Origin of the sequence: Flavobacterium magnesitis (genome assembly GCF_041729735.1) — a bacterium.
Lineage (GTDB): Bacteria > Bacteroidota > Bacteroidia > Flavobacteriales > Flavobacteriaceae > Flavobacterium > Flavobacterium magnesitis.
This window is the reverse complement of sequence record NZ_JBCFQK010000023.1, coordinates 33056-54142: the sequence shown is the minus strand read 5'-3', so window position 1 is coordinate 54142 and position 21087 is coordinate 33056. Positions and strand designations below refer to the sequence as shown.

The window sequence follows — 21087 nt, the reverse complement described above, 5'->3', positions numbered from 1 at the left end:
AAGAATAATTAGAATTTAGAGTTCACCAAGTTTAGTTACAGTTCCTTTTTGTTTTTGGTCAGAACCAATGATTCCAAATTCAAACGTATACGAATTCCCAGAAGTAGTTAATATTTTCATACCAATCGATTTTTCTTCGGCCATATTCTTTGGATGTAGTTTTTTCAAGATATATTCGCAATCATTTACCCAACGAACCGAAGCCGTATCGGTTTTTCCTTCAAATGTTTCAATTTCGATGCTATCATTGCGTTCAAAAAGAGTTACTTTTTTTACGCCATCTACTTCGTGTTCAAATTTGAATTTTCCAGTTTTGAAGTCTTTACAATTGTGTTCGGCATTATAGCAAGAAGCTAAAATAAGAAGCAGCGATAGCAAAATTAGTTTTTTCATGTTTTTTGGAGCTTAATCCTGCTATTCGTTTCAATCTTTTTATCCTGAAAAAAATCAGGATAAAAAGGATTTCCACTGCTATCAGGGCTAGTTTATAATGTTTACTTTAATCTTTCGAGTTCATCATCGGTAAAATGCTTAAAGCTCTTATCTTGAGCAAATTTTTCCGAATTATAATTATTAGATTTATTTTTAGGAATAGACAAACTATCCCAACTAGAATTTTTTAATTGCTTAGCATAAAATACAATTTGACCTATGTGATATGGATAATGTGCCAGTTGCCTGTTTATAGCATCTAGAGCCGTTTGTCCTTCATTTCTAATATAAATAATTTTTGAAAGATCTTCCGGTTTTAAGGATTCAATAGCATCAAAAAAACAATCCCAACCTTTATTCCAAATCACGAATAAATCTTCTGAAGTTATTAAATCATTTTCAAATTCAGCATCTCTATTGCGCCATTCTTTTTCCCCATCAGTGGTTAAAAAATCAGTCCAACGAGATGTCATATTTCCCGAAAGATGTTTTACAATTGCTGCTATGCTATTTGAGTCATCATTGGTAGCCATAAAAAGTTGTTCAGGCTCTAATTGCTGCATCGCTTTTTCGCCAATTGTTTTGTAATAAAGCAATTGTTTTTTTAGGCTTAAAAAATAAAGTTCGGCTATGTCCATCTTTATTGAATTTTAATATCGTATTTGTCTAAAAGTCCCGGAATTCCCTGCATTGAAAATTTGGCTTTTCGCATCGGATTGAATTCAGGATCAATTTTATAATTGTAAGCCGTCAGGAAATTTACTTCTTTCAATTGCGTATCATTAAAAACGGCATTGTCTAAATTGCAATTATCAAAAACCGAATTGGAAAGGTTTGTTCCAATGAAAGTCACTTCTTTCATCGAACAGGAATTGAACTTAGTTTTGGGCATTTTTTTATTCGAAAAAGAAGCATAATCTAAAATGCAATCATTAAAACTTACGGCAAACATAAAATCGGCGCAATTGTTAAAATGGATTCCTAATAGTTTACAATTCGAAAAATGAACTGTTTTTAAACTTGTTCCGCCTAGCGTTGTCATCGAAAGATTGCAGTTGATAAACTCGCAATCCATAAAAGTATTATTCGAAAAATCACTATTGGAGAAATCGCAGTTTTTAAAAACGCAATCTTCAAATTCTCTATTACTTACTTTTTTGTCGATGAAAACTACTTTATCAAATGTTTTCTGGATGTGAATTAAGTCTTCCATTAGTCGTTAAATAAAGCTTTCATCATTGTTTTCAATCCTAAAAAAATCAAGTACATTGATCCCAAACAAGCAATGATTCCAATTCCTAGAACAAGGTAATGCCATACATTTTGTTGGTTCATAAAAGCATTGTAAATCAATGATGGACCAATGAATAGCAAAGGCAAAGCGCCTGTTAAATATCGAACTCCTTTGGATAATAATTCTTTGTTTGTTGCCATTTTGAAAAGTTAGAAGTTAGAAGATGGAAGTTAGAAGTTAGAGGTTAGAAGTTAGAGGTTAGAAGTGCTGTGCCCCAAACTTAACTATAACTTATCACTTAGAATTAAAGTAATCAACTGCTTTGCGTACGCTTCCATGCTCTTTCAACAATTGAGCTGCTTCTTCGTAGCTAACAGGAATTTCGCCCATAATCATTTTAGTTCCGCGGTCAACGAGTTTATTGTTACTCAATTGCATATCGACCATTTTGTTGCCTTTTACTTTTCCTAATTGAATCATCGTAGCAGTCGAAATCATATTTAGTACTAACTTTTGAGCCGTTCCAGCTTTCATTCTGGAACTTCCGGTAACAAATTCAGGTCCAACCACCACATCAATAGGGAATTGTGCTGTTTGCGAAAGCGGACTTCCAGCATTGCAAGAAATACTTCCTGTAATAATATTGTTTTTATTGCAAGTTTCTAAACCCCCAATTACATAAGGCGTTGTTCCCGAAGCCGCAATTCCAATAACTACATCATTCTCGTTGATATTGAATTCCTGTAAATCAATCCAGGCTTGCGTTGCATTGTCTTCGGCATTTTCTACCGCTTTACGAATTGCTTTGTCGCCACCCGCAATGATTCCCACGACCAAATCAAAAGGAACCCCAAAAGTAGGCGGACATTCAGAAGCATCGACTACTCCCAAACGTCCCGAAGTTCCAGCGCCTATGTAAAATAAACGTCCGCCCAGTTTCATTTTAGCAACAATTTGAGTTACTAAATTTTCAATTTGAGGCAAGGCTTTTTCAACAGCAAGCGGAACAGTTTTGTCTTCGTTGTTGATGTTCGAAAGCAAGTCAGCAACTGACATTTTTTCTAAATGCTCGTATTTTGAGGATTGTTCGGTGGTTTTTATGAAGGTCATTTTTTTTGAGTTTCTGAGTTGCAAAGTGCCAAAGGTACTAAGTTTTCAGCAAGAATGGTAGGCGGATTTTGTTGTATTTTGTTTTTTTGAACGTTAATAATAGACCGTCTATTTAATGCGGCTTAACTACTGTTGTGCTTTTGTTTTTTTGTTCTTTTCAGATTTCTTTGCCAATCTGGCTTCTATCTTGTCCTCAGGTGAACCTTTAATCCAAGTAAAGGAACCATCTCTTTCATAATGAAAACTGGCGTATATATGCATATTGTCCTTTTTTAAAAACAATCCATAATGGTTAGGATAAGCTTCAATTTTCTTGAATTCATAACCTCTATCATTACAATATTTACGTCCTTTTTTTTCTGCACTTTTGTCAGCAAGGAATGTCATTAGCTTTATTAGTCCAAGAATTAGGAGAATTAATCCCAAAATAGTAACTAAGACAGCACCAATAATTTTAATTATTCCCATTTTTTTAATTCCTGTAATTTAAGTTCCCTTTCGTGCAACAGATTTGTTTTGTAAATCTGTGCTATCGGAAGTGTTAGCCGATGTTTATTATTTTTTCAAAGACTTGAATGGTATCATGGTGTATAAATGGAAAGCATTTTGCGGATATTATACTCAGATTCTTTTGCAGTTCGCCTTCATTTCGATATTTTTCTAAAGCAGGAAAAACTGTTTTTAATTTTAATTCTAAATCGTGTCCTTGAAATTCAAGATACCAAATAGGAATATTAAAATCCATACCGTTGAAAAATTTTACAATTCTTTTATTTTTTTTTAAAGGCTCACTCATAGGAAATTTATTGTAGAATTTTTCAAAAAACCAAGCAATCCCTTTTTCAGCTAAATCTTTATTATGCCCTAATTCGTATTGATTATAAATTTCAGTTACTCCAATTTCTTCGTGTACGTTATGAGCTTTTAACTCCATCAGTTGTATTATCAAATATATTGGATCATAAACATAATTTTCAATACTATACCTAACATCTTCACCGTGAACTTTTATGTATTCATTATCTATGTTTGTTTTGTCCCAATCTACGATACCAAAAAATGATTTGTTTTCCGATTTTCTGATTGCCTCTACTGTTTCAATAACTTGAGAACTACTACCTTTTCCATAACCATTAGAAATGAAATAAAGTTTGAAAGGAAATACTTTTTGTTGAGATATTTTATCAAAGATAATTTGATAATAGAATCTATCAGTAGGACTTTCTACAAATACTTGTTTGTGATTTTTATAATCAATATTCAATGTAGGAATGAAGCTTGTCAAAATTTTTAAAGCATCATCTTTAGATATTTTTTTTAACGAAGTATCTTTACCATTTGTAATTTGATAAATGTTATTTTCATTCAATAAAGCTATTGTTGAAGGACTATGAGTTGTGAAAATTACTTTTATGCCAAAGTTTGAAACAAATGTATTTTCTAAAACATTAATAAGAAGATTGGACATTTCTGGATGTAGATGAGCATCAGGTTCATCTAATAAAATCAAATCGGGAAATTTTAAGTTAGTACCATAATACTCTGATGTAAATAGTTTTAGGATTAAACCAATAATAACTTTTTCGCCTGAAGATAAATCGTTAAAAGGAATTTCTTCGGAGGTAGATTTTTTTAAAAGTTTGAAATCAATAACAACATCTGTACTAAATTTTTTTTTTTTCAATACCTTTAAAATAAAAATCAAGTTTATTGGTTTCAAGTATATCATTTATAAGTTTCCAAGGTGGTGTGAATTGTATGATAAATTCATCGTCGGATACAGAATTATTTTCTTCGCCATCTTCATTTTTATAAAACCAATTTTTACGATTTATATCTCTTCTTTTTGCGTAATTATAAAATATATATTCTATTTTAGAACTAAAAAGTTCATTTTCATCAATTAGACTTTCATCAATTGGAGAATTGAAAAAATCTAATTCAGTGAAAGATTCCATTGGTTTTCCAGTCTTTTCGCTAAGGTGAGATAAGAAAAGAAAAAGTTTAAGAGTTTGGTTATTATATATTTGACGAAGTACTTTTCTTTCATCAAGTGCTTTAGTATCTTTTATAGTCTCAATACTTATATTTAAAACTTCTGAAATATTAATTTTCAAAAGTTCCAAATATTCAGGGTCATTTGATAGTCTTTTTCCCGTGAATGAACCATTAATTTTATATGGTAAATTTTTGTCAATAATATATTTTATTATTTTGATATTATTGTCAGTTAATTTTTTAAAGCTTTCTAATAGCTTTTTGATTATAGATTTCCATTCTTCATAGGAGATGTTTTGAAGATTATCCTTAATAATGCCTTCGAACTGAATATTTTCCATTTCAGGAAAAATATTTAACCTAATACTGGCAACTTCAGGCACAACTTTAAACTTGCTGAATATTAAATTTAATAATTGTGATTTACCACTCCCATTTTTTCCTGTGATTACTGTTAGTGAATCCAATTCATCACTTTCAAAGGGGTGTAAAGATTTGTATTTATCGAGTAAGGTTATTTTCATATTATATTTACGTTTCTGTGTTTAAGTGCTTGATAATTAGAATACATATATATATATATATATGGTGAAATCACACAAAACCACTCATTTTTGAATAGTTATTTATGATTACTACGATACTTTATTTTAAATCAAATATATAAATAAATCACTACAAATTGAAAAAAAGCAATTTGTTAATTTAGAACTTTTCGTACTTAGAGGAGTGTAACTTTCGGGAGTTTCAATTGTAAAAATGAATTTGTAGAGAGTACGGTTTGCGTGAGGGATAGAAGTAGAAATCCTTTTTATTTTTTCTTTAAAAATAAAAAGATTAAAACGGATAGCCCGACCTCGTCGTCTTTTTTTGACGAGACGAGGTCATGCCCAAATTATAAAAAATAAGCCAAAACAATTCCTAAAACAATCATCGAAACTTTAGCGATATTAAATTTGTGTCCTTCGCTACTTTCGAAAATAATAGTCGAAGAAATATGAAATAATATCCCGATAACTACAGCCGTAATTTCTTTATGGTATTGATTTAATACTGTAAGATAATCAGAGGCGAATGTTCCTAGTGGTGTCATCAAAGCAAAAGTAAGCATGAAAGCAAAGATAGCTTTCTTGTTTAGATGGGAATTGATGAAAAAAGTAGTCAAAATAATTGCAATAGGAAGGTGATGAATAGCAATTCCCAGCGCTAAATTATCATGATTGTGTCCCACAGGAAATCCTTCCAAAAAGGCGTGAATACAAAGACTGATGAACAACAACCACGGAATGTGAGACATATTTGGATGTCCGTGAACGTGTCCGTGTTCAGCACCTTTAGAGAAAAATTCTAAGATAATTTGGAACAAAATTCCAAGCATGATAAAAATCCCCGTATTGTGATTGTGACTTCCACCAATAACGTGCTCATGACTCTCATAGATTTCAGGTAATAAGTGCATTACCGTCAAAGAAAGCAAAAACGAACCACTAAAAGCCAATAGTAGCTTTAGATTACTTTTGTTTTTTGGTTTTAAAACCAATGCAATAATATACCCTAAAAGTACAGAAAGTAATGGTAAAAGGTAATTCATTATTTAAAAATAAGGATGAGTCGTTCGCTTTCGGTTTTATGAAATTTTTTCAACTTATAGTCTCCAAAAATGTCTAATAAATAAATACCTGCTTCTTCCATCATGGATTCAAAATCTTGTAAAGTCAAGGCTTTTACTTTTTCGGTAAAAAGATATTTATGACCTTTATCTTCAAAATCAATTTCTTTAAAAATATGACCATCGGCAACATAACGTTTCAGATGGAAATCGATTCCGTCTACGGATTTTACTTCTTCTGGAACTAATGTTTCAATTACCTGATTGACATTCATAAAGTCAATTACGGCAAAACCATAGTCAGATAAACTGTTTTTGATGGCTTTTAAAGTAGTTAAATTGTCATCGTCATTTTCGAAATAACCAAAACTGGTAAACAAATTAAAAATAGCATCGTATTTTTCTTCAAATGGCTCGCGCATGTCGTGTACCTTGAAATGCAGGCTTTCATTCGAATTTTTGCTGGCTTCAGCAATACTGTTTTCAGATAAATCAGCACCAATGACATCAAACCCTAATTGGTTTAAATAAATAGCGTGACGTCCTTTGCCACAGGCTAAATCCAATACTTTTGCTTTTTCAGGAAGGTTTAAATAATGAGTTAAATTATCCATGAAAAGCTGTGCTTCTTTGTCATTTCGTTCTTTGTAGAGAATGTGATAATAGGGAGTATCAAACCAAGAGCTGAACCAAGTTTCATTTTGTTGGTCTTGATTTGTATGCGTTGTTTTTTGTGCTTCGGACATTTATTCTTTTCGATTAATTCTATCCCGCAAATTTAGTGTATTTTTGCGGAAATATACTATTTCAGGTTGTTTGGAATTTGGAATTTAATTATTGGAATTTAAAAGAGAAATGGAAGAAAATTTTAAGATGATAGCCAAAACCTTTTTTGGTTTTGAAGAGATATTAGCAACCGAATTGAAAAATTTAGGAGCGCAGGATGTAGAGCAGGGCGTAAGAATGGTAAGTTTTAAAGGTGATAAGGGTTTTATGTACAAAGCCAATTTGTCTTTGCGTACCGCATTAAAAATCTTAAAACCTATTTATTCTTTTAGAGCAAATAATGAAAAAGCTTTGTACAAAGGCGTTACGGGAGTGAACTGGTCTAAGTTTATCAATGCCAATCAGACTTTTGTGATTGATGCCACCGTACATTCGGAATATTTTAATCATTCGGAGTTTGTTTCTCAAAAATGTAAAGATGCTATTGTGGATCAATTTAGAGAAAGAACAGGACAACGTCCAAGTGTGGATAAAATTCATCCTGATTTACGAATTAACATTCATATTGATAAAGACCAGGTTTCGGTGGCATTAGATACTTCAGGAAATGCGCTGAATCAACGTGGGTATAGAACGGCAACTAATATTGCTCCTATAAACGAAGTTTTGGCAGCAGGAATTTTGTTGCTATCGGGTTGGGACGGACAAACGGATTTCTTGGATCCAATGTGTGGTTCAGGAACTTTTCTTGCCGAAGCAGCTATGATTGCTTGTAATATTCCAGCCAACATCAATCGTAAAGAATTTGCTTTCGAAAAATGGAAAGACTGGGATAATGATTTGTTTGACAAAATCACCGATAGTTTATTAGGGAAAGTACGTGAGTTTCATCATACGATAAAAGGCTATGACAAAGCGCCGAGTGCAGTTAGTAAAGCCAAAGACAACATCAGGAATGCTAATTTAGAAGAATACGTAACAATTACCGAAGATAATTTCTTCGATAGCGAAAAAACTTCGGAAGGAAAATTGCACATTGTGTTTAATCCGCCTTATGATGAGCGTTTGGATATTCACATGGAAGAATTCTATAAAAATATTGGCGATACTTTGAAGAAAAGTTATCCGGGAACAAATGCCTGGTTTATTACAGGAAATTTAGAAGCGTTGAAGTTTGTAGGTTTGAGACCATCAAGAAAAATCAAATTGTTCAACGCCGGACTTGAAGCTCGTTTGGTAAAATACGAAATGTACGAAGGAAGTAAAAGAACGAAATTTCAGGTGGAGAAAGAATAATCCAGAAGACAGAATTTAGATTTCAGAAAAAAATAAAGTAGAATTAAAAATAGAATACCATGAGTAAATTACAATTAAGAGCATTTTTATATCAATTGGGTTGTTTTGCCTGTTTGTTTATTTTAGCACGTTTTTTAGTAGAACGTTACACTGAGTTGACTGGTTTTTGGGTTCCGTTTATTGCTTTTGTAATTGGAACATTTTTATCTCCAAAATTCCAAGCAGTAAAAACCAATGACGGAGAAAAATTATATATGAAATGGGTTTTTTCTAAAAATGTGAAAGAAATAGGGTGAAATTAGTGTTCAGAGAGCAGTAATTAGTCAGCAGAATTTAGAAATAAAAAACCGCAAATTCATTTATTAAATCAATGAATTTGCGGTTTTTTTTGTTGATGTCAAATCTGCTTTCTGCATTCTGAAATCTGCTTATTTTTTCTTTGTTTTTGTTTCCACAGGAAGGACTTTCTTTTTGAAAATAGGAACAAAATAAGTTACGGTGTAGTTAAAACCAACACCAAAATCACCATTATAGGTTCGGTTGAAACCAGGAATATATAAATTTTCGAAATTATCAGGTTGTTTGTTGGTAATTAATCGGTTAAAACGAAGGCTGAATCCTAGAAAGACATTGTTGAATACTTTGGCTTTCATTCCTGCTACTACTTCGATCCAACTTGCTGTTAAACCATTGAATTTTCTACTTTCAGCAATAGGCGGAACTTCTCCAAAATACGGATTAGAATTGTAAATTTTATAGTTATTCAGTTCTTGGTTAAAAGTACTAAAACCGTAACGCAAACCTATCGAAATAATGTTTTCCATATCAAGCCAGTTTTCGTAAGCGTTGTAGTCAAAACCTGCTTTTATGTATGAACCTTTGGTTGTGAAATTCAAACGGGAATCATCAGTTGTTTTATTTTCGTTTCCTACTTCTACGGCTGCATAACGTTTTTTATCCAATCGATAATCACCTACCAGTTCCAGTCCTTTGTAATCTTTATCATAAATGCTTCGGCTTAATTTATACAAATCAATACCTACACGCACACCATAACGATTGGTTTTTATGGGTACAGCAATAGAATCTGTTTTTGGATCTACCTTTGGTTGTTTAGCTACAACGGCTTTTTTAGCCACAATACTAGTTGTAATGGTATCTTTTGGTTTTTCCGCAGGAGTTTGAATGTCTTGAGCATTTGCAAAAAACAATGTCAAAAGAAGTAAGCTACTAAAAATAGATTTCAAGGTGTGTTTCATTTTCGTTAGCTATAATATAGTTTTTAACTGCAACATGTCGCATCCATTTGCTATCAGCGGCTTCCGCGTCTGAATGTACAAATGGAGTAATGGGGTCTAAGGTATAATTCGTTTTAAATCCGCAAGCACGGGAAACAAAAATATTTTGTCTGCTGTAATTGAATTCAATAATATCTTCGTTGGGTAATGAAGCAGCATTCGTACTGCCAAAATTCAAGATAAAACGAAAAGTAGTGGTGTCTTCAGTTGGTTTTAGGGGAATAGAAACTGTAGTTCCGTTTATTAATGTGCTTCCGTTGAAACTAACTGCTTCTTCCATTCCGTCAGCAATAATAGTTAAATTTGTTGCATTTTTTTCTACAGAAGAATTGTTGAAATCATAAAATGTAATCACTAATCGAGGCGTAGTGATTGTATTAGCATCACAGATATCGTCTTTCTCACAACCGGAGAAGGAGAAAGAGAGTATCAATAAAAGCAGTATCGTTTTTTTCATATTTTTTTAGTCTTTAGTCCCTAGTTATTAGTCCCTAGTCCTTAGTGTATTTATAAAAAAAACTAAGTACTAGGTACTAAGGACTAATTATCTTCTTTCTAAAAGCACTACATTTTCCACGTGATGCGTTTGCGGAAACATATCTACAGGACGTACTTTAGTTACTTTGTATTTTTCGTCCATTAAAGCCAAATCACGAGCCTGTGTAGCCGAATTACAACTTACATACACTACTTTTTCAGGAGCAATTTTCATAATTTGTTCAATTACGTCTTTGTGCATTCCGTCTCGTGGTGGATCAGTGATAATTACGTCTGGTTGTCCGTGTTGAGCTATAAAAGCGTCGTTAAAAACCACTTTCATGTCTCCTACAAAGAACTCACAATTGTCAATGTTATTGCGTTCGGCATTTGCCTTAGCGTCTTTAATAGCATCTGGAACACTTTCGACACCAATTACTTTTTTTGCTTTTTTAGAAACAAACTGCGCAATAGTTCCAGTTCCAGTATATAAATCATAAACAATTTCATTTCCTGTTAATCCAGCAAAATCTCTCGTTATTTTGTATAATTCGTAAGCTTGATCGGAGTTGGTTTGGTAAAACGATTTGGCATTGATGCTAAATTTCAAACCTTCCATTTCCTCCAAAATGTAATCACGTCCTTTGTACAATTTGATGTCCTGGTCGTAAAGCGTATCATTTGCCTTATTGTTCACCACATATTGCAACGAAGTAATTTGAGGGAATTTGGCATAAAGATGATCTAATAATAATTCTCTGCTGGCTTTATCATTTTCGAAAAATTGAATCAAAAGCATGATTTCGCCAGTAGAAGCAGTACGTAACATTAAAGTTCTCAATAAACCAGAATGCTCTCTCGGATTGAAAAAAGTTAAGTTATTGGCGTTGGCAAAATCACGAACTTCATTTCTAATAGCGTTTGAAGGATCTTCTTGTAAATGACATTTTTGAATATCCAGGATTTTGTCCCACATTTTTGGAATATGAAAACCAAGGGCATTTCTATTTCCTAAATCTTCATCGCTTCCAATTTCAGCTTCGGTTAACCAACGGCTGTTAGAAAACGAAAATTCCATTTTATTTCTGTAGAAAAACTTTTTCTCCGAACCTAAAATGGGCTCGAATTCAGGAAGTTCAATTTTTCCAATGCGTTGCAAGTGATTTTTTACCTCATTTTGTTTGTAAAACAACTGTTGGTCGTAGTTCATGTTTTGCCATTTGCAACCACCACAAACTCCAAAATGATCGCAAATAGGATCAACACGATGCTCTGAAAATTCATGAAATTTCACTGCTTTTCCTTCGTAATACGCCTTGCGTTTTTTGAAAGTTTGCACATCAACCACATCACCCGGAACCACATTCGGAATAAACACTACTTTTCCATCGGGAGCCTTTGCTACCGAAACGCCTTTTGCACCTGCATCAAGGACTTTTATCTGATGAAAGACAACTTTGTCTGTATTTTTTCTACCCATGGCGCAAAAATAAGTGTTTGTTGCCTTTTATGAATTCAAATTGGGAAATATTTTTAAAAAGTGGCGAATTTTATCGCTATTCTGTTTTTGAAGTAATTATTGAACCGTCAGTTCGAGTGTTTTTGCGAAGTGAAATGTAGCGAAAAATGTATCGAAAACTCTTCCTGTTTATACAAAAGTTCTCGATATGTTTTTAAAATTGCCCAATTTTACGTGTACGGAATTCAACTCCATGCAATCTTTGTAATGATATATCTGGGTGGTTTGGTTGGTACAACGTTCCGTGGCTTGCCGCAGTTGGGACTGCATGAAATGTATTATTTCTAGCTAAGATCCGATTTTTTAGCGGAAAATCGGATTTTGTTTTTTATTCAGTGTAGCTATTGAGCCAAATCGCTGTAATGCTAGTTTATGAATAGTCAACTACTTCGCTAGATTGCGAATTTTTTTGAACAGAATATATTCCATTCTCTCTAGCGGCGACACTTTCATATAGTTCACTTGTTCCAATTATTTGTCCGTTCTGAGCTTTTAAATTGAAATAGTATTTTCCATTTGTAGATGTTTTTCTATCAAAACGAGAATCATTATTTGCATTATATTTGACAGATTCAATCCCGTTTATACAACTCTGTTTTGTGGTATAACCTTCACTCATTAATATTTTTTGGCCATTGGCTGCTGATAATGAGAATTGATATTCACCATTACTTCTTCTTGTTATTGCAAATTTTCCCATGGTTACAAAATTAATCAATTTAAATTTATTTGTTTTACAATTTCTAGTACTAATAAGTCAATAGAAGACTGCCATTTTTTGACTTGTTCGAGATTGATAGGCTTGACTTTATGGACTGTGCTGCCAACAATAAATTCTCTGTCGGCTTGATGGACAATATTGTGTCTTCTTTTGATCATTTTATCAATCTCTGGATAATAGCTTTTGATTTTATCATTATTTATAATATTAATATCTTTTAATGCGTTGGAAATATCGGTTGTGTTATTGTAACTTTGAGAGTTAAGATATTCTTTTACAGATAAATTTATCAATTCTTCGATACTTTTACCTTTATGTTCAACCAATTCACCAAGCTCAAATTTAGTTTTTCTAGAATCGTAATTAGCAGCTATAATCGGAATTTTATTTAGTCTTTCTTTACTTGAATTAGGTAATTTCCAATTTTGTAGATTTCTTAGAAAATCTTCAAGGGTAGAATGAAGCATAACAACCGTAGCTCTAAGTAAATCTAAATTTTCGATTGGTCTTCTTCCTTTTTTTCCAGATGTAATTGTCGAATACAATGAAATCAAATTGTTTGTCCGGCCATAATTTTTCTCATAAATATACATTATATCGTCTATCATTGTTTTATAAATAAGAGGTTCTGATAAATTGCCACTAACTCGTCTATAGGCGAAACAAACTTTCATACTATACAGTTGTTCGCATAGATTGATGTATGTTTATATCACTTTATTTGTTTTCAAATATATTAAAATATTCTTACAAAAAAAACATTAAGGCTTCTCTCTCCCCACAAATTTTCCTTTTCCTAATAAAAACGCAATCGCTTTTGAAACATTTTTATTGATGCTTTCTTCCGTTTTTAAATTGGCAATATAACGGACAATTTCATGTTGTAATGAAGGACGTAAATTTTGGAAAATCATATTTGCTGCTACGTTTTCGTTTAAAGCTTCTGATAATTTGGGATGAATAGGTATTTCTCTTTTTTCAGGATCATAAACAATACTTATTGCTATTTGTTCTCCAATTCTTTTAGGAGAGTTTTTAAGCATTTTAGTATTGATGTACAAGCGCCATTCGCCTTTAAATTTCATTAAAGTTTGGATGTAGGGAATGGAATTAACAGTTCCTTTGATAGGAATAGGTCCTTTGGATTTTCCAGCTTTTTCAAAAATGTGTTTTAAAATTTCATCAGGTACAAAAACAAACGGATTGATGCCTATAATTTCAATTGTTGCCGAAAAAGTATAACATATTTCTTGTGTCATAAACCAAGCGTTTAACTATTGCTAAAATAGAGAATTGCTACGGAATTTAGTACTACAAATAAAAAACCTCGTTTCCTCTTCTACTAAAATGAGCAAAATGTGGTTTTAGTATGTTTATTAAATACATTTAGAAGCCGAAATAATCCTTTTATTTAATGTTTTGACAAACGGAATTGTCATAAATTAAAATGCTGTTTTATCTTTGTTTGAAAGTCTTAAAAAAAAGGTTATGGTTTCTAAAAATAGAGTGCTGTTAATTAGTGTACTAATTGTTTTTTGTGCCATTATTTTTAGTTGTGGAAAAAGTGAAGAGAAAGGAACTTTATTTTCCTATCGTGCTATAAACGACAAAGACACTGCTTTACTTCGGTATACAAAGCTAGAGGATAATCGGTTTTTTGGTCAATATGAGATAATGTATGGTGGATCCAGAAAAGATTCTGGCGAGATTCGGGGAATTATTTCTGGTGATACACTTAAAGGAAGTTTTTATTACCATTCTTATGGCGGTGGCGTTTTAAAAAGGTATCCAGTTGCTATGCTGAAACGAGAGAATAAATGGCTGTTAGGTAAAGGTATCATTTCAGTTTACATGGGAATTCCCTCTTTTTTAAAAACGGAACCTATTGATTATTCTAATCCTGAATTTATTTTTGAGGAAGTAAAGAAATAAAATTTTAAAAAGGTAATGTTATAAACTTCAACACAAACCATTCTAGATTGTCTGTGCTGAAGTTTATTATTGATGCTAAATTTTAGAAAATTAGAATTTTACCATAAATGATGCACTTCTTTTTTTATATAATGTTCATAGACTTCGTTCATTGCGGCGATTTTTTCAGGAGTTAATAAAGGCAAATCTAAAGTAGAAAGATTAGACAATACGTGACTTTCGGTAGAAGCACCTGGAATAATACAGCTTACTTCGTTAAAACTTAAAATCCATTGTAGCGCAAGAGGAGCCAAATTTAAAACTTCAGGGAATAATTCTTTTAGCTTATTTACTGCTATTAAACCCAATTCGTAATTGATTCCTGAGAAAGTTTCGCCTTTATCAAAAGCAGCACCTTCGCGATTAAAGAAACGATGGTCTTTACTGTCGAAAATAGATTTTTCAGAAAATTTCCCGGTCAACAATCCGCTAGCCAATGGAACGCGAGCAATGATTCCGACATTTTTTTTCTTAGCCTCTTTAAAGAATAATTCTGAAGGACGTTGTCTAAAAAGATTGAATATAATTTGAACTGTAGTTACATTTGGAAATTCAATTGCTTTCAATCCTTCTTCCACTTTTTCGACACTAACTCCCAGATTCTGAATTTTACCTTCTTTTTTTAATTTGTCAAAAAGTTCAAAAATTTCAGGACGATAAAAAACTTCAGTAGGAGGACAGTGCAATTGAATTAAATCGATAGTATCTAATTTCAGGCGTTTTAAACTGTCTTCTATATATTTTTGTAATACTTGAGGTTGGTAGCCTTCATTAACATGCGGATTGATGTGACGCCCACATTTGGTGGCGACATAAATGCGTTCCGAACGGGAACGAACCACTCTTCCTACGGCAGTTTCGCTTAAACCATTTTCATATACATCGGCAGTGTCAATAAAATTGATGCCTTTGTCTATTGCTGTGTTTAAAAGTTCATCGGCAGTTTTATCATTAAATGGCGAACCCCATTTTCCACCTACTTGCCAGGTTCCCAGTGCAATTTCTGAAACTTCAAAGTTTGTTTTTCCTAGTTTACGATAGTTCATCTTGTATGTTTTTATAATTATTTATTGTTAGTTGGATAGCTTCTTCAATTAGCGGACTCATAACTTGGTAACCCGCCGTATTCGGATGTACACGATCTTCAGAAAATGCTGTTCTTAAACCTTTTTGTTCGTCTACCATTTTCGAATAATAATCTACAAACGGAATTTTATTCAAGATAGCATATTTTTTTAACATAGCGTTCAATTCGATGATTCTATCAGCTGGTTTTTCTTTTGGATTCCAATAAAAAAAGTTAGCGGGTAAAACCGAACAAAGAATGACTTTGATATGATGTACTTGCGCTAATTCTATCATTGAAAAAATGTTATTGGTAATCATTTTGGTATCTGATACTCCAGTATTTCCTGCAATGTCATTTCCTCCTGCAAGAATAACTACTATTTTAGGTTTAAGTTCAATCACATCAGCTCTAAAACGAAGTAGCATTTGTGGAGTTGTTTGTCCACTAATTCCCCGATTGATATAAGTTTTGTTTTCAGAGAAAAAAGAATGTTTGTTACTCCAAAATTCGGTTATCGAATCACCTAAAAACACCACTCTGTTTTCATCAGGTTTAGGAATCGGAAGTGTTGCATTTTCTTCTTGGTACTTTAGTAAATACGGCCAGTCTTGCATTGGGATACTTCCTTTCATAAACTTTTTTTTATTGGCGAAAAACCTTAGAAACAAAACTAATAAAAATAATATTGAAGTTAGTCTATAAGTTTTTTTGTTTAGGTATAATTTCTTTGTTCTAAAAAAAGCTTTTTCGTACATTTGGCTTACCCCCTAATATAGTTTTTATGAAATTGTATGAAAAATTATCTTCAATTCGTTTTTTGAAAGACAGTTATATTTTTAAATTCCTTTTTGTTGCTTTTATAGGAATTCATATTCCGTTAATCGGAATTTTATTTTTTGTCGTTTATGCAAAAGCAAATTTTTCAACTTGCAGTTTATTGATTTTTTCGTTGATAATAACTTTGATCGCTACAGCACTAACATTGACTGTTTTGAATAAATTAATTCATCCCATAGAACTCGCCTCTAAAGCTTTAAGTGATTATAAATTAAAGAGGACAGTTACAAAACTACCACTTCATTTTTCGGACGAAGCAGGAATGTTATTAGCTAATATTCAAAATTCTATTTTAGAAAGCGAAAAGTTTATTGCTGCCAAAGAGGATTTAATCTATTTGCTTTCGCATGATTTGAAAACTTTTGCTGGAAATTCGCAATCTTTATCAATTATGATATTAGAAACGAATCCATCAGATGAAGTAAAAGAATTGGCTGAATTGATTAGTCATTCCTCAAAAGAGCAATTTCGATACATCGAAAATTTTATAAGAATGCTGAAAGAGCAGGATGAGATGTTGCAACCAAGTTCAGAGATTAAAGTCATTTATTTAGATGAAGTAATTGAAAATGTTAGGAATCAGTTAAGTCAAAATTTGGTGGCTAAAAAAATTGAACTAATCCAGAATCTAGACATAGCAATAGTGCATTTAAAAATTGATCCCGAATTATTGACCCGAGTCCTTTTTAATTTGGTAAACAATGCCATTAAGTTTTCTTTTTCGGATGCTAAAATACAATTGGAAAGTTACAACGATAAGAAAAATGTATATATCAAAGTGATCGACGAAGGAATTGGTTTTGATGGGAAAGACAGTGAAAAAATATTCGAAAAATTTACTGAAAGAAGTAGATTAGGCACTTTAGAAGAATATTCTACTGGAATAGGTTTGTATTTGTGCAAGCAAATTATTGAAAGAAATGACGGTAGGTTAATTGCAAGTAGCGAAGGGAAAAATAAAGGCGGAACTTTTACTATTGTTTTTCCAATAACCGAATGATTGTATTGTTTTTGTAAATAAGAAAAGGCAGGTTTTTGAATTAAAACCTGCCTTTTTTTTATAAATAAAATCTTTAAATTAATCAAATAAATCAGAAGACAAATAACGATCTCCTCTGTCGCAAATGATAGCCACAATAACCCCTGATTCTAATTCTTCGGCTAATTTGACAGCTACTGCTACAGCACCACCACTGCTCATTCCTGCAAAAACACCTTCTTCTAAGGCTAGGCGTTTGGTCATTTCACGAGCTTCTTTTTCGGTAACGTCAATAGTGCGGTCTACTTTTGAAGGATCATAAATTTTAGGCAAATATTCCAAAGGCCATTTTCTAATTCCAGGAATTTGTGAACCTTCTGAGGGTTGTGCTCCTATAATTTCAACAGCTGAATTTTTTTCTTTCAAATAAGTTGAAGTTCCCATAATGGTTCCTGTAGTTCCCATTGCCGAAACAAAATGGGTTACAGTGCCATGTGTGTCATTCCAAATTTCTGGACCTGTGGTTTTGTAATGCGCTTTCCAGTTGTCGTCATTTGCAAATTGATTCAACATGATGTAACCGCCTTCGGCTACTTTTTTATCGGCATAGTCTCTGGATCCTAAAATACCTTCTTTGGCAGAGGTCAGAATTACAGTTGCGCCATAAGCACGCATGGTTTGAGTACGCTCTTTAGTAGAATCTTCAGGTAAAATAAGTTCGATTTCGATGTTTAACAATTGGGCAATCATAGCAAGCGCAATTCCTGTATTTCCACTAGTCGCTTCAATAAGTTTATCGCCTTTTTTGATTTCGCCTCTTTCTAAAGCCGATACAATCATATTGTAAGCTGCTCTGTCTTTGACACTTCCTCCAGGATTATTGCCTTCTAATTTTAATAATAATTTTACGTTTTTGTTTTTGATCAAATTGGTAGTTTCTACTAAAGGAGTGTTACCAATGAGGTTTAATATTTTTTGCGGATCCATTTATTTTAATTCTTTTATTTTTACTTCAGTAGTGGTGGTATTAGTCACTATTGATCTTTCGGGTATTGATTTGGTTATCCAGGCATTACCTCCAACGATGCTGTTTTTGCCAATAATTGTTCCACCGCCCAGAATGGTGGCATTGGCATAAATACAGACATTTTGTTCTACCGTGGGATGTCTTTTAGCATTTTTCATGTCTTTGCTAACACTTAGCGCACCCAGCGTAACACCTTGATAAATTTTTACGTGTTTTTCAATTACGGCAGTTTCTCCAATCACAATTCCTGTTGCGTGATCGATGAAAAATGGCGAATCGATTTGAGCTCCTGCATGAATATCCGTTCCTGTAATTCTATGGGCATATTCACTCATTAATCGAGAGAAAAGCAATAAGTCGAGTTGGTACAACTCATGACTAATGCGATAAATAGCAATTGCATAAAATCCTGGATAGCCCAGATAAACTTCCTCGATGCCGTTTGAAGCAGGGTCGTTTTCTAAAATGTATTCGGCATCTTGATTTAGCTTTTCTAATACCGAAGGCAATTTGGCCACAAAATGATCCCAAGTAGAATCGCATAAAGCATCTGGTTTTTTACAAGTAATTGCAGCAATATCTTTAAATTGTTTTTCTAATTCATCAATACTTTCGTCCAAAGGAGCATTGCTATCAAATAAGGTATAAAATATTTTTTCGGTAAAAATTTCCACTTTCGTTTTAATCCCGTAATTAATGGAAGTATGGCTTTTTAATAAGCCAATATTTTTAATAATCAGATCTTTTGTCATGATTTTTGGATTGTATTGTTGGTAGAGAGAATACTATTTGATTCTAATACTGTTGCTAAATTTAGAACAAATATATTGAACTATTTTGAATAAAAGGACAAGAACGAAGACGCTTTCACGCTATAATGCTGATTTTAGCTGAAATGAATTTGTATTGTTTTTGAAATGGATTTTATAGAATTGAAATTAACTTTCTTAAATAGGCAATTTTAAATTTCTTACTTTTGAAAGCTGATACAAATAAAAAATGAAGAAAATAGTTATTCCCATAATGCTAATTGCCATTGGTGTTGCTTTTTATCAACAGACTGCAGACGATAAAAACGTATATGTAGGTGTAATTGCTATAGCCGTTTTTATGTTCGGAATGATGCAATTGAGTGCTAAAACACCAAGTAAAAATCAAGAAAAAGAAAAAGAAGATGTTGAATAAAGGAGATAAAGTTGCAGTACTGGATGAAGCCATTAACGGAGTTGTTTTGACTGTTAAAGGTCATGAAGTTACTATTGAAACCGAGGATGGTTTTGTGATGAATTTTACCGAAAAGGAATTGGTTAAAACCAGCGATTCAGGTAACTTAATGGATACTATTAGACGTATTAATATTGAGGAAATTAAAAAGGAAAAAGCAATTCCAAAACCAAGAAGTTTTGTAAAAGAACGAAAAGAAAAGGAAGTAGGAGTTCCTGAATTTGATTTGCACATTGAAAAATTAGTCAAAAATAAACACGGAATGTCTAATTATGATATTTTGACTTTACAGGCCGAAACCGCACAACGTCACATAGAATTTGCCATTAAAAACCGCATTCCTAAAATTGTTTTTATACATGGAGTGGGAGAAGGTGTATTGAAAGCCGAACTCGATTTTTTATTAGGACGTTATGATAATATTGATTTTCAAGAAGCCAATTATCAAAAATACGGTCAGGGTGCTACTGAAGTTTTTATCAAGCAAAGTAAAAAATAATAGCATTTACAACTTACAAAAAACGCTCATTTGAATAGTCCAAATGAGCGTTTTTTTATTTTCTAGATTATAGAAATTAATTAGTTGTGGTAAATAATTCTCCTAGAATATAACTATCTCCAAGAGTAAAATTACTAATTCCTTTTTGTAAAGAAACTTTTTTAAGTACTATAGTGTGTTTGAAACTAGTTGGGCCATTAGTTGTTGTCGTAACTTCAATAATACCGCTTTCGCCACTTACTCCCGCTTTACCATCCCATTGTTGATTAAGTACAGGAGTAGTAGGAGTAGTATCGTTGCAAAAATAATCACCAGTTAATAAACCTCCGCCTGTAAATGAACGATAGATGAATACGTTTGTAGTAGTTCCTATAAGTCCTGTTCTTGGTGTATTAAGAGGTGTCACTTCGTTTGCAATTAAACTTGGATCGATGTCTAAGATTAAAGCTGCGCTAGTGGTGTAATTATATATCTCATTAGATGAAGTACATTTCTCTAATGTCTGATCAAAATTAAATGGTAGAGGTGTAATTATAGATTTGTAATTGCCAAAAGGAAATGTTTCGTACACCTGTGTCCCTACAGCTTTTGCAAAAGTTACATTTTTTAACACAATGTTATGGTTATATCCTGTAATTTTTGTACTGTTATTTGCTTCATTATTAGGTTCTATAATAGCACTAGTTACAATTCTTATTTTACCAGCTGTAGCTGTCCATTGGTCGGTAATAACAGGAGTTGCTGGAGCAATAGTTTCACAAATATTGTTAGAGGTTACTGTTCCGTTGTAAAAACGATACACTACTCTATTAGTTGTAGTACTGATGTCTAACTCAACCGTCTCATTATCAGCAGTAAGTTCAGTAGGGAAATTAGTTTCAGGAATTTCCAGTAATAAGGCTTCTTTTTCTTTTAGTTTGTAGATAATATCATTAGTACTACAACTTTGAGTTGAGGTAACGTCTTCAAAGCTAATATCTTCTTGAGTTAAATCTCCATCATCGCAAGCGTTAAATAGTGCTAATAAAACCAATAGGCTTAGGGCTTTTTTCATCTTAAAA

At 32.6% G+C, this 21087-nt stretch carries 27 protein-coding genes; 6 read left to right on the top strand and 21 right to left on the bottom strand.

Translation table 11 applies throughout. The features are described 5' to 3' along the window. Positions 1 to 15: 15 nt before the first annotated feature. The 10 genes from AAGV33_RS13820 to AAGV33_RS13775 all read right to left on the bottom strand — a co-directional run bounded on the left by AAGV33_RS13820 (position 16) and on the right by AAGV33_RS13775 (position 7129). Positions 16 to 393: a DNA topoisomerase IV gene (locus AAGV33_RS13820; RefSeq protein ID WP_373392712.1), complete on the bottom strand. Its 378-nt coding sequence runs from the start codon at positions 391 to 393 to the stop codon at positions 16 to 18. A 101-nt stretch (positions 394 to 494) separates the two neighbouring features. Continuing rightward, a complete protein-coding gene (locus AAGV33_RS13815; RefSeq protein WP_373392710.1) occupies positions 495 to 1070 on the bottom strand; it encodes a DUF1572 family protein in 576 nt (191 codons plus the stop codon). Positions 1071 to 1072: 2 nt separating this feature from the next. Beyond that, positions 1073 to 1645 (bottom strand): pentapeptide repeat-containing protein, encoded by a 573-nt coding sequence (locus AAGV33_RS13810; protein WP_373392708.1) that lies wholly within the window; start codon positions 1643 to 1645, stop codon positions 1073 to 1075. Then, complete coding sequence (locus AAGV33_RS13805; protein WP_373392706.1) at positions 1645 to 1866, bottom strand: DUF6095 family protein; 222 nt, start codon at positions 1864 to 1866, stop codon at positions 1645 to 1647. The genes AAGV33_RS13810 and AAGV33_RS13805 overlap by 1 nt, the downstream gene beginning before the upstream one ends. A 94-nt stretch (positions 1867 to 1960) precedes the next feature. After that, entirely contained in the window at positions 1961 to 2776 is an 816-nt protein-coding gene (murQ, locus tag AAGV33_RS13800) for an N-acetylmuramic acid 6-phosphate etherase (RefSeq protein ID WP_373392704.1), read from the bottom strand. A gap of 126 nt (positions 2777 to 2902) precedes the next feature. After that, positions 2903 to 3244 (bottom strand): hypothetical protein, encoded by a 342-nt coding sequence (locus AAGV33_RS13795; RefSeq protein WP_373392702.1) that lies wholly within the window; start codon positions 3242 to 3244, stop codon positions 2903 to 2905. 73 nt (positions 3245 to 3317) lie between these two features. Then, positions 3318 to 4496, bottom strand: coding sequence for an ATP-dependent nuclease (locus tag AAGV33_RS13790; protein WP_373392700.1), 1179 nt, complete (start codon positions 4494 to 4496; stop codon positions 3318 to 3320). Continuing rightward, entirely contained in the window at positions 4441 to 5298 is an 858-nt protein-coding gene (locus AAGV33_RS13785; RefSeq protein ID WP_373392698.1) for a hypothetical protein, read from the bottom strand. Before AAGV33_RS13785 ends, AAGV33_RS13790 begins: the two co-directional genes overlap by 56 nt. Positions 5299 to 5669: 371 nt before the next feature. After that, the gene (locus tag AAGV33_RS13780) at positions 5670 to 6365 is read right to left on the bottom strand and encodes a ZIP family metal transporter (RefSeq protein WP_373392696.1); all 696 of its coding nucleotides are present in this window, start codon (positions 6363 to 6365) and stop codon (positions 5670 to 5672) included. Next, positions 6365 to 7129, bottom strand: a complete 765-nt coding sequence (locus AAGV33_RS13775) for a class I SAM-dependent methyltransferase (protein WP_373392694.1) — start codon at positions 7127 to 7129, stop codon at positions 6365 to 6367. Before AAGV33_RS13775 ends, AAGV33_RS13780 begins: the two co-directional genes overlap by 1 nt. Positions 7130 to 7238: 109 nt before the next feature. Between AAGV33_RS13775 and AAGV33_RS13770 the strand changes: the two genes are divergently transcribed. Together AAGV33_RS13770 and AAGV33_RS13765 are read left to right on the top strand one after the other, a co-directional pair. Then, positions 7239 to 8405 (top strand): THUMP domain-containing class I SAM-dependent RNA methyltransferase, encoded by a 1167-nt coding sequence (locus tag AAGV33_RS13770; RefSeq protein ID WP_373392692.1) that lies wholly within the window; start codon positions 7239 to 7241, stop codon positions 8403 to 8405. 59 nt (positions 8406 to 8464) lie between these two features. Further along, the gene (locus tag AAGV33_RS13765) at positions 8465 to 8701 is read left to right on the top strand and encodes a hypothetical protein (protein WP_373392690.1); all 237 of its coding nucleotides are present in this window, start codon (positions 8465 to 8467) and stop codon (positions 8699 to 8701) included. Positions 8702 to 8833: 132 nt separating this feature from the next. Here the strand turns inward: AAGV33_RS13765 and AAGV33_RS13760 are convergent, their stop codons facing one another. The 6 genes from AAGV33_RS13760 to AAGV33_RS13735 all read right to left on the bottom strand — a co-directional run bounded on the left by AAGV33_RS13760 (position 8834) and on the right by AAGV33_RS13735 (position 13679). Further along, on the bottom strand, positions 8834 to 9664 hold the full coding sequence (locus AAGV33_RS13760; RefSeq protein ID WP_373392688.1) for a DUF6048 family protein: 831 nt from the start codon (positions 9662 to 9664) through the stop codon (positions 8834 to 8836). After that, entirely contained in the window at positions 9636 to 10160 is a 525-nt protein-coding gene (locus AAGV33_RS13755) for a DUF6452 family protein (RefSeq protein ID WP_373392686.1), read from the bottom strand. Before AAGV33_RS13755 ends, AAGV33_RS13760 begins: the two co-directional genes overlap by 29 nt. A gap of 87 nt (positions 10161 to 10247) precedes the next feature. Continuing rightward, positions 10248 to 11660: a 23S rRNA (uracil(1939)-C(5))-methyltransferase RlmD gene (gene rlmD / locus AAGV33_RS13750; RefSeq protein WP_373392684.1), complete on the bottom strand. Its 1413-nt coding sequence runs from the start codon at positions 11658 to 11660 to the stop codon at positions 10248 to 10250. 409 nt (positions 11661 to 12069) lie between these two features. Next, positions 12070 to 12399, bottom strand: a complete 330-nt coding sequence (locus tag AAGV33_RS13745; protein ID WP_373392682.1) for a YegP family protein — start codon at positions 12397 to 12399, stop codon at positions 12070 to 12072. 14 nt (positions 12400 to 12413) lie between these two features. Further along, positions 12414 to 13028 (bottom strand): HEPN domain-containing protein, encoded by a 615-nt coding sequence (locus tag AAGV33_RS13740; RefSeq protein WP_373392680.1) that lies wholly within the window; start codon positions 13026 to 13028, stop codon positions 12414 to 12416. A gap of 153 nt (positions 13029 to 13181) precedes the next feature. Beyond that, positions 13182 to 13679, bottom strand: coding sequence for a YdeI/OmpD-associated family protein (locus AAGV33_RS13735; RefSeq protein WP_373392678.1), 498 nt, complete (start codon positions 13677 to 13679; stop codon positions 13182 to 13184). A gap of 229 nt (positions 13680 to 13908) precedes the next feature. Between AAGV33_RS13735 and AAGV33_RS13730 the strand changes: the two genes are divergently transcribed. Then, positions 13909 to 14352, top strand: coding sequence for a hypothetical protein (locus tag AAGV33_RS13730; RefSeq protein WP_373392676.1), 444 nt, complete (start codon positions 13909 to 13911; stop codon positions 14350 to 14352). 98 nt (positions 14353 to 14450) lie between these two features. Here AAGV33_RS13730 and AAGV33_RS13725 read toward each other — a convergent pair whose 3' ends face one another. Both AAGV33_RS13725 and AAGV33_RS13720 read right to left on the bottom strand, forming a co-directional pair. Next, positions 14451 to 15437, bottom strand: a complete 987-nt coding sequence (locus AAGV33_RS13725; protein WP_373392674.1) for an aldo/keto reductase — start codon at positions 15435 to 15437, stop codon at positions 14451 to 14453. Continuing rightward, positions 15424 to 16092 carry an SGNH/GDSL hydrolase family protein gene (locus AAGV33_RS13720; RefSeq protein ID WP_373392672.1) on the bottom strand — a complete coding sequence of 223 codons (669 nt, stop codon included), beginning with the start codon at positions 16090 to 16092 and terminating at the stop codon, positions 15424 to 15426. The genes AAGV33_RS13725 and AAGV33_RS13720 overlap by 14 nt, the downstream gene beginning before the upstream one ends. 149 nt (positions 16093 to 16241) lie before the next feature. On the opposite strand from AAGV33_RS13720, the gene AAGV33_RS13715 reads away from it, so the two are divergent. After that, positions 16242 to 17297: a sensor histidine kinase gene (locus AAGV33_RS13715; protein ID WP_373392670.1), complete on the top strand. Its 1056-nt coding sequence runs from the start codon at positions 16242 to 16244 to the stop codon at positions 17295 to 17297. 78 nt (positions 17298 to 17375) lie between these two features. Here the strand turns inward: AAGV33_RS13715 and cysM are convergent, their stop codons facing one another. Further along, positions 17376 to 18263, bottom strand: a complete 888-nt coding sequence (gene cysM, locus AAGV33_RS13710; protein WP_373392668.1) for a cysteine synthase CysM — start codon at positions 18261 to 18263, stop codon at positions 17376 to 17378. After that, on the bottom strand, positions 18264 to 19055 hold the full coding sequence (gene epsC / locus AAGV33_RS13705) for a serine O-acetyltransferase EpsC (RefSeq protein WP_373392666.1): 792 nt from the start codon (positions 19053 to 19055) through the stop codon (positions 18264 to 18266). It abuts the gene before it with no gap. A 247-nt stretch (positions 19056 to 19302) separates the two neighbouring features. Here epsC and AAGV33_RS13700 point away from each other — a divergent pair, with 247 nt between their 5' ends. Beyond that, positions 19303 to 19488 carry a hypothetical protein gene (locus AAGV33_RS13700; protein WP_373392664.1) on the top strand — a complete coding sequence of 62 codons (186 nt, stop codon included), beginning with the start codon at positions 19303 to 19305 and terminating at the stop codon, positions 19486 to 19488. Then, positions 19478 to 20026: a Smr/MutS family protein gene (locus AAGV33_RS13695; RefSeq protein WP_373392662.1), complete on the top strand. Its 549-nt coding sequence runs from the start codon at positions 19478 to 19480 to the stop codon at positions 20024 to 20026. Before AAGV33_RS13700 ends, AAGV33_RS13695 begins: the two co-directional genes overlap by 11 nt. Before the next feature lie 76 nt (positions 20027 to 20102). Here AAGV33_RS13695 and AAGV33_RS13690 read toward each other — a convergent pair whose 3' ends face one another. Further along, positions 20103 to 21080 (bottom strand): hypothetical protein, encoded by a 978-nt coding sequence (locus AAGV33_RS13690; protein WP_373392661.1) that lies wholly within the window; start codon positions 21078 to 21080, stop codon positions 20103 to 20105. Positions 21081 to 21087 lie beyond the last annotated feature (7 nt).